Raw genomic sequence first — 12,273 nt, forward strand, 5'->3', positions numbered from 1 at the left:
AAAAAGGGGATGTTTAAAAATGGCAGCGCCAGTTATTGCTGTTATCATTTTTATTGCTATGTTTCTTGCCATTGTTATGGATAAGATTGAAAGACATATTGTAACACTTGTATCAGGCTTACTTATGATACTTATCGTGTTCGGGCTTTGTATGAAAAGTTTTCCTGCTATATGGGAAACATTAAATTTCCAGAGTATGATAAGTCCGTCTTTCTGGTATTCAAACGGAGAGTCTCACGGAGTATCTCATGGTATTAACTGGGAAACTATTGTGTTTATTGCCGGAATGATGATAATGGTTGAAGGAATGGGAGAATCAGGCTTTTTCAGATGGCTTTGTTTAGGCCTTGCAAAACTTGTAAAATACAAAGTAGTTCCTTTATTTATAGCATTTATGCTTATGTCATCAGTTCTTGCAATGTTTATTGACAGTATTACAGTTATTTTATTCTTAGCATCTGCTACATTGGAGCTTGCTAAAATATTAAAATTTAAACCTGCACCACTTATCATTGCAGAAATCTTTTGTGCAAATCTTGGAGGCTCTGCAACAATGTGTGGAGATCCGCCTAACATTATTATAGGAACATCTTTAGGATACAGTTTCTTTGACTTTATTTTAAACACAGGGCTTATTGCTCTTATATCATTACCGTTTGTTATGCTGTTTTTCTATCTTTCATTTAAAAAAGATTTAAAAAGCAACATTAAAGAAGAGAATGTTTCATACCCTGATGCTAAAGATGTTATAAAAAACAAAAAGGATTTTACAGTAAGTGTAATTATATTCTTATCCTCAGTTGTTTTACTTGTAACCCACTCTATAACAGGGCTTACAGTTTCAACAATAGGGGTGTTTGTAACTGTTTTCACTTTACTTTTTGCAGGGAAAAACTGTGGTGTTATACTTAAAAAGGTTGACTATAAAACACTTCTTTTCTTCCTTGGACTATTCATTGTAGTCGGAGGTCTTGAGCAGACTCACATATTGGAACTTATCGCAGAATATATTGCAATACTAAGCGAAGGAAATACATATCTTCTTATTGGAATCATTATCTGGGTTTCTGCCATTGCAAGTGCATTTGTAGATAACATTCCATTTGCGGCAACAATGATTCCTGTTATCAGAACACTGTCTGTTTCATCCGGTGTATCTCTTGACACACTGGCCTGGGCTTTATCAATGGGTACAGACGTCGGCGGAAGTGCAACTCCTATCGGCGCAAGTGCAAATGTTGTGGGAATATCTGCAGCAGCACAGGAAGGTCATCTTATCGGCTGGGGTAAATTCTGTAAATATTCAGTACCTGCTACTGTTATAGTGCTTGTAATATCAACCGTTATAATCTCACTAAGATATATTTAACAGGAGGTTTATTATGAATAATCAACTTATTATTTCAATAGGCAGAGAGTTTGGTTCCGGTGGGCATGTAATTGCCGAAGAATTATCAAAAAGATTTAATATTCCGCTATATGACCATAATCTTCTTGACCATATTGCAGAAGATATGGGAATTGAAGACCATGACTTTAAAAAGTATGATGAAAAACCAAGATTTACTCTTTTTTCAAGAAAAGTAAGAGGTCATTCAACTTCTATGGAAGACCATCTTGTTAGAATGCAGTTTAAGTTTTTGCAGAACAAGGCAGATAACGGTGAATCTTTTGTTATCGTTGGAAGATGTGCAGAGCATCACTTATCTCACAACAAAAATATGGTTACAGTTTTTGTACTCGGACATACAGAAGAAAAGATAAAAAGAGTTATGGAAGTTTACAACTTATCTTACAAGGAAGCAGAAGCTATGGCTAAAAGAAACGACCTTGCAAGAAAAAGTTATCACAACCACTACTGCAAAGGAAAATGGGGAGATTCAAGAAACTATCATCTTTCCATTAACTCAAGCGTTCTTGGAATTGAGAAAACAGTAGATTTTATCGAAAATTTTGTTAAAGAAAAGAAGGCTCTTAACGAACAGTAAAATAAAAAACAAAAAACCTTTCGCAAAATCATATTGCGGAAGGTTTTTTGAATTTAAAGATGCTTTTTTAATTTCTTGACTATTTAAAATATGAATGTTATAATCATATTATGGTTTATTATATATATTTATATAAAAGGAGTTAGGTTATGTATAAAAATTATGTAAAAAGGGCAATTGATATTATCCTTTCTTTTTTAGGAATAATGGTTTTACTTATTCCGATGCTGATAGTTGCAATAATGATAAAAATTGACTCTAAAGGCCCTGTTTTATTTAAACAAAAAAGGGTTGGATTACATAAAAAAGAATTTACAATTCTAAAATTCAGAAGTATGCCAGTAACCGTTCCGAAAGATATGCCAACTCATCTTTTTAATGCAGAAGATTCTCTTTCCAAATTTCAAAAACTTATTAGAAAACTCTCCATTGACGAACTTCCCCAGATTTACTGTATTTTTATAGGAACTATGACAATTATCGGCCCTCGCCCTGCGCTCTTTAATCAGGAAGATTTGCTTTGGGAACGAGATAAATACGGTGCTAACGACATTAAACCGGGGCTTACAGGCTGGGCGCAGATTAACGGAAGAGATGAACTTCCAATAGACTTAAAAGCATCTTTAGACGGAGAATATGCAAAAATTTTAAACGAAGGCGGCTTTAAAGCATTTTTAATGGACACAAAATGCTTCTTCGGAACAATACTTAAAGTTTTAAAATCTGACGGTGTTGTCGAAGGCGGTACAGGAAGCCGTAAAAAAGAAGAAATTTCGAAATAATTAAAAAGGGTGATATATTATGATGCCTGTTAAGTATGCATTAAAAACATTAGTTAAAAACATATGCACTAAGAATTATTTTGTTAAACGAAAGACAGATGCTTTCCATAAATTTATGCAAAACAGACTCATGCTTAATGAATCGCCTACAATTTTTTCCTGCAACTGTGCAGGCGGTCTTATATACCACAATTTAGGCCTTAAGTTTAATTCTCCGACTGTGAATCTTACTATTGAAAATAAGTATTTTATAAAATTTATTAAAAACCCCGAGTATTATCTTTCTTTGGAACTTACAGAGGGTGAATACAGAAAAGACCAGGCGTATCCAGCAGGTGGATATCCCACAGGTATTCTCGGAGATATAAAAATTTATTTTAATCATTATAAAACATTTAATGAAGCAAAAGAAAAGTGGAACGACAGGAAAAAAAGAGTTAATCTTGACAACCTGTATATTATAATGAGTTCAGACCAGTTGACTTATGATCAGTTATGCGAATTAAAAGAAATAAAATGCAAAAGACTTGTTGTGTTTACAAACCATAAATATTCTGAGCTGGATTACTGCTTTTTATTAAAAAGCACAGTAGAAAAACCTGTAGTAGGCTCTTTTGCAAACATAAAGTTAGACGGATTCAGAATATACGAAAAAGAATTTGATTATGTTGCATGGCTTAATATGGAAGAAGATTACAGAACACATTATTTTGAAAACAGGAGTATATGATGAAAAAAATACTTATTACCGGAAAAGGAAGTTACATAGGCGAAACCTTTAAGAATTATATTTTAAATAACTACTGCGACTATTCTGTGGATACTCTTGATATGCTTGATGAAAACTGGGCGCAAAAAGACTTTTCAGGATATGACGCGATTTTTCATGTTGCGGGTATTGCTCATATAAAGGAAACAAAAGAAAATGCTTCGCTTTATTACAGGGTTAATTGTGATTTAGCATATGAAGTTGCAAAAAAAGCAAAGGATGAAAAAGTTGATCAGTTTGTATTTTTAAGCAGTATGAGCGTTTACGGAAAAGATACAGGTATAATCACTTTGAATACCATTCCTGCACCTGTTTCAAATTACGGAAAGTCGAAACTTATGGCAGAGGAAAAAATAAATGCTCTGTCCTCCCCTGATTTTAAGGTCGCAGTTTTAAGACCTCCGATGGTATATGGCAAAGATTGCAAGGGTAATTTTCAACTTCTTAAAAAACTTGCTCAGATATTGCCTGTTTTTCCGCGTGTAAACAATAAAAGAAGTATGATTTACATAAACAACTTATGTGAGTTTGTAAAACTTATAATCGAAAATGAAAAAAGTGGTTTGTTCTTTCCTCAGAACAGAGAATATGTTAAAACTCTGGATATTGTAAAAGAAATTGCAGCCAAAAACGGAAAAAATATCTATTTTAGTTTTTTATTTGGTTTTGGAGTATTGATTATGATGCCTTTTGTATCTAAAATTCAAAAGGCGTTCGGCACACTTATATATGAAATTGACGATGAATGGAACTTTTCATACTGTAAAGTAGATACCAAAGATTCTTTAGGACAAAGTTTATAGGAGGAATTATATATGACTATTGCCATATTATCAAACGACCACGCATGGACATATAATCTCAGAAAAGAAGTTATTCAGGCGCTTATAAGCGAAGGCCACCGAATTGTTCTTATATTAAGTTACGGAGAAAAAATTGAAAAACTAAAAGAAATGGGATGCGAATTTATTGATATCCCATTTGAAAGACATGGCACAGATTTTTTAAAAGAATTAAAACTTATAAGTAATTATAAAAAAATATTGAAAGAATTAAAACCTGATATTGTTCTTTCTTATACAATTAAGCCGAATATATACGGAGGAATGGTATGTAACTCTTTAAAAATTCCTTTCTTCCCGAATATAACAGGTCTTGGCACTGCTGTAGAAAACAAGGGACCGTTGCAACCTGTTTTTATAATGCTTTATAAACTGGGCTTAAAGAAAGCAACTCATATTTTCTTCCAGAATACTGAAAATTTAGAGTTTATGAAAAAACACAGAATATTAAATTCTCCTTATACTCTTTTGCCGGGTTCAGGAGTTAATCTTTCTCATTTTAAACTGCTTGAATATCCTGATGAAAATAAGACAAGCTTTGTATTTATTTCAAGAATAATGAAAGAAAAAGGAATTGACCAATATCTTGAAGCGGCAAAATATATAAAAGGAAAATACGAAAACACAGATTTTCACATCTGCGGATTTTGTGAAGCTGAATACAAGGGTAAACTTAATGAATATATAGATAACGGTACTGTTATTTATCACGGTATGGTAAGCGATGTAAGAGATGTATTAAAAGATGTTCATTGTACCGTTCATCCTACATACTATCCTGAAGGGCTTTCCAATGTTCTGTTAGAAAGCGCTGCTTCGGGCAGGGCTTTAATCACTACCGACAGAGCAGGATGCCGAGAAGTTATAGAAGATAGTATAAACGGTTATATATGTAAAGAAAAAGATTCGTCCAATCTTATTTTGCAGATTGAGAAATTCCTTAATCTATCCTATGAAGAAAAGAAACAAATGGGGCTTAACGGAAGATTAAAGGTAGAAAAAGAGTTTGACAGAAACATCGTAGTTTCAAAATATCTTGAACAAATAAAAAAGGTTGAAAAAAAATGATAAGAATACTGCATATAGTTTCTGCTATGAACTGTGGCGGAACAGAAAATATGATAATGAGTTTATTAAGGAATATTGACAGAGAGAAAATTCAGTTTGACTTTCTTGTAAATACTACAAAAAAAAGTTTTTTTGATGATGAAATAGAAAAACTTGGCGGCAGAATTTATTATATTCCACGCTGGAATGGTAAAAACACATTTTCATACATAAAAAAACTTAAATCTTTTTTAAAAGAACATCCTGAACATAACATTATCCATGGGCATATTGCATCAAGTTCGGCAATTTATACAGAAATAGCCAAAAAGTTAAAAAGATATGTTATATCCCACAGCCATAATAAAAAAGGCGGGGGAAAATCTTTAAAGGATATGTTGTTTAAACTTACAACATATGCACAAAGATACCGTTCCGATTATCTTTTTGCCTGTTCTAAAGATGCAGGAATAGTTCGATTCGGGAAGAATGTTATTAATAAACCTAACTTTTCAGTATTAAAAAATGCAATAGATATAAATAAATATACACCAGATACTAAACTGTGCGAATTAACAAAAAACAAATATAACATAGATAATAAACTTGTTATCGGTCATATAGGAAGATTTACCGAAGCAAAAAATCATTCCTTCCTGCTTGAAGTTTTTTCTGAAATTACTAAAATGAATGAAGACTCTGTTTTAATTCTTGCAGGTGAAGGAGAATGTGAAGAACAGATAAAAACCAAAGCAAAATCTTTAAACATCCTTGATAAAATAATTTTTACAGGTGTTTTAAATGACATTAACAGTATTATTAATATAATGGACTGTTTTGTTTTCCCGTCTTTACACGAAGGCTTGGGAATTGCAGTTATAGAAGCACAGACTCACGGTATACCTTGTTTTATAAACAAAGAATTACCGCAGGACTTATATATAAACAAAAATGTGTATGGTCTTTCCCTTGATAAAACTGCAAAAGACTGGGCTCAGTTTATTATAGAACATGCACACGATAAAGAAGATTATAAGAAATCTACAGAAAATATAAATAAAGCAGGATATAATATCTTAGAAACTGCAAAAAAACTTGAAAACTTTTATATAAATGTTACGGAGGAAATGAAAAAATGAATGAATTAAATGTTCTTTATGCTACCGATAGTAATTACTCCCAGCACGCTGCCGCATCAATTTACTCTCTTCTTAAAAACAACTCTTGTTTTGAGAAAATAAATATTTACATAATTGATGATAATATTTCTGATGAGTGTAAAGAAAAATTTTACATTCTTTCAAAAGAATTTCCGATTTCTCAAATTATTTTTTATCCGTTCAAAGAACTTAGCAAAAATCTTAAATTAAACGATAAAACAGGATATGCCCAAGTAGGATATGCAAGACTTTTTCTTTCTAAAATTTGTGATAAAGACAAAATTTTATATATTGACTGTGATACTATCGTAAACGGTTCTTTAAAAGAACTATGGGAAACCGAAATGGAAGACTATATTGTTGCCGGTGTACAGGACAACCCTGCCTTCCATTCACTTGAAATGGTAGGAATGACAAGAAAACACAGATATATAAACGGTGGAGTTCTTCTTATCAACTTAAAAAAATGGCGTGAAGAAAATGCAGAAGAAAGAATTCTTCAAATGATAAAAGATTATAACGGTTTTGTTCCTCATCACGACCAGGGTATTATAAACGGTGTTTTTAAAGATGAAATAAAAATTCTTCATCCGAAATTTAATACAATGTCGCAATTTTTTGACACTAAGGCAAACCAGATTAAGAGTCTTTATGATATAGAAAATTACTACACTCAAGCTGAACTTGATGAAGCGGTTAAAAACCCTGCCATTATTCACTATATAACAAAGTTTTATAACAGGCCATGGTTTAAAAGCTGTACACATCCGTTAAAAGATTTATATATAGAAAATCTTAAAAAAACTCCGTTTGAAGTTAAACTTTTTGACGGTGAGCTGAACAAAAAAATAAAAATCAGAAAGTTTATATTTAACCACTTTCCTTTCTTTGTTTATTCACTATGTGAAAAAACTCTTAATATTAAAAGGAGAAAAAATGTTAATACAAGACATTTTTAAAAAATAAAACCATGAAAATTCTTTTTATTAACTATCAGGCATTACCAATACCTGATGTTAAAGGCGGAGCAGTAGAATATCTTGTAAATTCTTATTTAAAATACAATGAAGAAAATCATCTTCACGATATTACTCTTTATTCAATTTTTGATAATGATGCTAAGATTAAGTCCAAGGAATATAAATTTACCGAGTTTAAGTTTATTAAAATTAAGAGTATATTTGATAAACTTGACCGAATTGCAAGGCATATTATCAACAGATACACTAAAATTTATGTTGGGAATACATACATTTCAAAAGTAATAAGAAATGAAAAAGATTTTAATAAATATGATGCCATAATAATTGAAAATGCACCTGAATTTGGATTAAAGATAAGAAAGAAATTTAAAAACAAACTTATCTTGCATCTTCATAACGATTATCTTAATAAGAATACTAAAAATGCAAAAAAAATTCTTAACTGCTATGATTTTGTTTATACAATAAGCGATACATTGGGAAGTCTTGTTAAAACTATTGAAAATACCAATAAAGTTAAAACTCTTTATAATGGAGTCAATCTTAATAAGTTTTCAAAAGACGAAAATTTAAAAAAGGTTATGAAAGAAAAATACTCTATAAAAGATGATGACTTTGTATATATGTATTGCGGAAGACTGACAAAAGACAAAGGTGCTTATGAACTGTGCAGGGCTTTTTCCCAGATTGACGACCCTGATATAAAACTAATAATTGCAGGTGGCACAGGATACAGTACCAATGCGCCTAATGAAACATTATTAAAAATCAAAGAATTGGAAGATAAAAGAATAATTCTTACAGGGTTTGTTCCATATGATAAAATAAACTGTTTGTATCAATTAGCAGATGTAGGTGTTGTTCCGTCAGTCTGCCAGGATGCTTTTAACCTTACAGTTATCGAATTTGCATCTAATGGCATCCCTCTTATAATAAGCGATCTGGGCGCAATGAAAGAATTGGTTAATGAAAACTTTTCAGTAGTCGCAAAATATGACAAAAACTACATTGACAACCTAAAAAATTGCCTTTTATATATGAAAGAGGCTGATATTAAAAAAATGGGAGAAGAAGCAAAAAAAATATCCTGTAACTTTTCAATAGAAAACTACTGCGAAAGATTTACTTATCTTTTAAATAACATATAAAAACGAGGTATAAAAATGATTTCTGTTATAGTTCCCGTATATAATGCGGAAAAATGGCTTGACAAATGCATAGAAAGTATTATTAATCAGACATATAAGGATATAGAGATACTTCTTATTAATGACGGATCAAAGGATAAGAGTTTGGAAATTTGCCGAAAATACGAAACCATAGATTCAAGAATAAGAGTATTTGACAAGAAGAACGAGGGCGTTTCAAAAGCAAGAAACTTAGGGCTTTACAATGCCAGAGGCAAATATGTTCAGTTTGTTGACAGTGATGACTTTATTGAGCCTGATATGTGCGAAAAACTTCTTGATGCGATAACCAATGCAGATATGGCTATCTGCGGAATAAAAATATATAAAAACGATAAGGTTTTAAAAGAACACCATATAAAACATAAAACATATAATTTAAGAAAAAGAATAGACTATTATTTTGAACTAAGAAAAATAAATCTTGGTCCTTGTAATAAATTATACATAAGAAGTCTTATTGACGAACAGTTTATGGAAGACTTAACTTTAGGCGCAGATACTATGTTTGTACTTAATTATATGAAAAATGTTACAACGGTTACTTCAGTATCAAAATGCCTTTATAATGTCCGCCTTGATAATGACAAGGCACTAAACAAAATGCCAAAGACTGATAAAGTTGACTCTTTAATTGAACAAAGAAAAGCAGAAGAAAATTTCTTAAAATCCATATATGGGCCAGACTGTGAGTTAAAAAGAATGTATGAACTGTATTTAAAACTTATTCATTCCTGCTTTTTTGATACAGCAAAAAACAACAAAAAATTGTTAAAGCAACTTATCGCAGGATATACAAATCACAGTTTGCTTTTAGAAAAAATAAGAAAAGCACAACCAAAAAGAATTGATTACATAGTTTTCAAATTTTTATACATTAATAATTTAAGACTTTTGATGTTTGTTTATTTTAAACTTAAGGTAGTATTATTAAAAAGAATATAATAAAAAACCAGTCTTTTAATACATTTTTAAAGCAAGGAGAAAAATAATGAAGATTGATCAACTGAAAGCAGGAGTTGTTCTTACATATATGTCAACCTTCTTAACTATGCTTATATCATTTGCCTATACTCCTGTAATGATAAGTATATTAGGTCAGGGAGAGTACGGTCTTTATACATTGGTTAACTCCGTAGTGGCAAATCTCGGTATACTGAGTTTCGGTTTCAGAAGTGGTTATATTCGCTTTTATTCACGATATAAAGTAAAAGATGACAAAGAGGATATTGCAAGACTGAACGGAATGTTTATGTGTGTATTTACAGTTATTGCAATTATCACTCTTATAGCAGGTGGTTTTCTTGTTGCAAATGTTGAAACTATCTTTAAAGAAGGTTTGACAGCACAGGAAATCAAGACTGCAATAGTACTTATGAAAATACTTGTTGTAAATATTGCGATATCTTTTCCTGCAAGTGTTTTTACCTGTTTTGTTACAGCAAATGAAAAATATATATTTCTAAAGTTTACCAATATGATAAAAGTGGTATTCAGCCCTCTTATGAATCTGCCTATATTGCTATTAGGTTACGGTTCAATCGGAATGGTGTTTACCACACTTATTGTTAATCTTATTGCAGATGTAATAAATATTTATTACTGCTTTAAGAAAATAGGAATGAAAATATCCTTTAAAAAACTTGACTTTTCTTTACTAAAAGAAATATGGGCATTTTCATCACTGATATTCTTAAATATTATAACCGAACAGGTAAACTGGAATGTGGACAAAACCTTGCTTGGTATGTTCAAAGGGTCTGTAACAGTTGCGATATACGGTATTGCTGCTCAGTTTAATAATCTTTATTTAAATATATCAAACTCACTTTCCCATGTATTTATTCCTCGAATAAATAATATAGTCGCATCTGACAAGGGAAATCATCTGCTTACCAACCTTTTCACAAAGGTAGGAAGAATTCAGTTTATAATTCTTGCACTTGTTCTGGAAATGTACTTCTTCTTCGGAAAATACTTTATAACCATCTGGGCAGGTCCTGAATTTGCAGATTCTTTTTTAGTAGGTGCAGTACTTTTAACCTGTGTAACTGTACCATCTATCCAGAATCTTGGGATAGAAATTCAAAGAGCAAAAAACATTCATAAATTCGGAACTTTAGTGTATTTTTACATAGCACTTGCAAATATTGTTGTATCCATTCCTCTTTGTAAATACTATGGTGCTTTGGGAGCAGCATTTGGTACTGCAGGTTCACTTATTGTGGGTAACATTATTATAATGAATATCTATTACCATAAAAAAGTAGGAATTGATATAATAGATTTCTGGAAAAAGATACTATCTCTTTTCCCGTCCTTTATAATACCAACAGTTTATGGTATTTTTGTAAACAGATTCTTTGTGATAACTAATATTTTTGAATTTATTACTCAGGCATTTATAATGTTTGTACTGTATTCCATAAGCGTATTCTTATTTGGAATGAATGAATTTGAAAAAAATATTATTTTAGTTCCTTTAAATAAAATATTAAAGAAAAAGGTGAAGAAATGAAAAACATTTTAGTTACAGGTGCTGCCGGTTTTATTGGCTTTTATCTTTCAAAAAGGCTTCTTGAAGAAGGGCAAACAGTTATAGGTTTTGATAACCTTAACGATTATTATGATGTAACCCTTAAAGAAGCAAGGCTTGACATTTTAAAGAAATATGATAAATTCACTTTTATTAAAGGTGATTTAAAAGATAAAGATTTTATCTTTGAGTTATTTAAAACATATAATTTTGAAATTGTGGTAAACCTTGCTGCTCAGGCAGGTGTGCGTTACTCAATCACTAATCCTGATGCGTATATAAACAGTAATATTATCGGTTTCTTCAATATTCTTGAGGCATGCAGAAACTTCCCTGTTAAGCATCTTGTATATGCATCAAGTTCATCAGTTTACGGAACAAATAAGAAAATTCCGTATTCAACCGAAGATAAAGTTGATAACCCTGTGTCTTTATACGCTGCAACGAAAAAGTCAAACGAACTTATGGCACATGCGTATTCCAAACTTTATAAAATACCTGTAACAGGCCTTAGATTTTTCACTGTTTATGGGCCTATGGGAAGACCTGATATGGCATATTTCGGTTTTACCAACAAACTTATTAAGGGAGAAAAAATTCAGATTTTCAACTTCGGCGATATGAAAAGAGATTTTACATATGTTGACGATATAGTAGAAGGAATCGTTAATGTTATGAAAAAACCGCCGCTAAAGAATGAAGATGATGCATTTTATAAGGTGTATAACATAGGAAACAACAATCCTGAAAATCTATTGTATTTTGTTGAAACTCTTGAAAAAGCATTAATGAAATACGGAATAATTAAAAAAGAAGCAGAAAAAGAGTTTTTACCTATGCAACCTGGAGATGTTTACCAGACTTTTGCAGATGTTGATGAACTTATAAAAGATTTTGACTTCAAGCCAAACACATCTTTAGAAGAAGGGCTTGACCGTTTTGCAAAGTGGTATAAAGATTTTTATATAAAGGAGTAATA

At 31.2% G+C, this 12,273-nt stretch carries 12 protein-coding genes; all 12 read left to right on the top strand.

Annotated features, from left to right (window positions below; all coding sequences use genetic code 11):
* Positions 1 to 19: 19 nt before the first annotated feature.
* The 12 genes from IKZ35_05400 (at position 20) to IKZ35_05455 (ending at position 12,271) form a co-directional block, all read left to right on the top strand.
* Positions 20 to 1,369, top strand: coding sequence for a citrate transporter (locus IKZ35_05400; protein MBR4893395.1), 1,350 nt, complete (start codon positions 20 to 22; stop codon positions 1,367 to 1,369).
* A gap of 13 nt (positions 1,370 to 1,382) precedes the next feature.
* On the top strand, positions 1,383 to 1,988 hold the full coding sequence (locus IKZ35_05405) for a cytidylate kinase-like family protein (GenBank protein ID MBR4893396.1): 606 nt from the start codon (positions 1,383 to 1,385) through the stop codon (positions 1,986 to 1,988).
* A 149-nt stretch (positions 1,989 to 2,137) separates the two neighbouring features.
* On the top strand, positions 2,138 to 2,770 hold the full coding sequence (locus tag IKZ35_05410) for a sugar transferase (GenBank protein ID MBR4893397.1): 633 nt from the start codon (positions 2,138 to 2,140) through the stop codon (positions 2,768 to 2,770).
* A 19-nt stretch (positions 2,771 to 2,789) separates the two neighbouring features.
* Positions 2,790 to 3,500, top strand: a complete 711-nt coding sequence (locus IKZ35_05415; GenBank protein ID MBR4893398.1) for a DUF1919 domain-containing protein — start codon at positions 2,790 to 2,792, stop codon at positions 3,498 to 3,500.
* Complete coding sequence (locus tag IKZ35_05420; GenBank protein ID MBR4893399.1) at positions 3,500 to 4,342, top strand: NAD-dependent epimerase/dehydratase family protein; 843 nt, start codon at positions 3,500 to 3,502, stop codon at positions 4,340 to 4,342. The genes IKZ35_05415 and IKZ35_05420 overlap by 1 nt, the downstream gene beginning before the upstream one ends.
* Before the next feature lie 12 nt (positions 4,343 to 4,354).
* A complete protein-coding gene (locus IKZ35_05425) occupies positions 4,355 to 5,449 on the top strand; it encodes a glycosyltransferase family 4 protein (GenBank protein ID MBR4893400.1) in 1,095 nt (364 codons plus the stop codon).
* On the top strand, positions 5,446 to 6,567 hold the full coding sequence (locus tag IKZ35_05430; GenBank protein MBR4893401.1) for a glycosyltransferase: 1,122 nt from the start codon (positions 5,446 to 5,448) through the stop codon (positions 6,565 to 6,567). Before IKZ35_05425 ends, IKZ35_05430 begins: the two co-directional genes overlap by 4 nt.
* A complete protein-coding gene (locus IKZ35_05435; protein ID MBR4893402.1) occupies positions 6,564 to 7,547 on the top strand; it encodes a glycosyltransferase family 8 protein in 984 nt (327 codons plus the stop codon). The genes IKZ35_05430 and IKZ35_05435 overlap by 4 nt, the downstream gene beginning before the upstream one ends.
* An 11-nt stretch (positions 7,548 to 7,558) precedes the next feature.
* Positions 7,559 to 8,719, top strand: a complete 1,161-nt coding sequence (locus IKZ35_05440) for a glycosyltransferase family 4 protein (GenBank protein ID MBR4893403.1) — start codon at positions 7,559 to 7,561, stop codon at positions 8,717 to 8,719.
* Positions 8,720 to 8,734: 15 nt separating this feature from the next.
* Complete coding sequence (locus IKZ35_05445) at positions 8,735 to 9,703, top strand: glycosyltransferase family 2 protein (protein ID MBR4893404.1); 969 nt, start codon at positions 8,735 to 8,737, stop codon at positions 9,701 to 9,703.
* A 46-nt stretch (positions 9,704 to 9,749) separates the two neighbouring features.
* Positions 9,750 to 11,276: an oligosaccharide flippase family protein gene (locus IKZ35_05450; protein MBR4893405.1), complete on the top strand. Its 1,527-nt coding sequence runs from the start codon at positions 9,750 to 9,752 to the stop codon at positions 11,274 to 11,276.
* Entirely contained in the window at positions 11,273 to 12,271 is a 999-nt protein-coding gene (locus IKZ35_05455; GenBank protein ID MBR4893406.1) for an SDR family NAD(P)-dependent oxidoreductase, read from the top strand. The genes IKZ35_05450 and IKZ35_05455 overlap by 4 nt, the downstream gene beginning before the upstream one ends.
* Positions 12,272 to 12,273: the final 2 nt, after the last annotated feature.

Source organism: Clostridia bacterium, from assembly GCA_017554615.1.
GTDB lineage: Bacteria > Bacillota > Clostridia > UMGS1840 > HGM11507 > SIG450.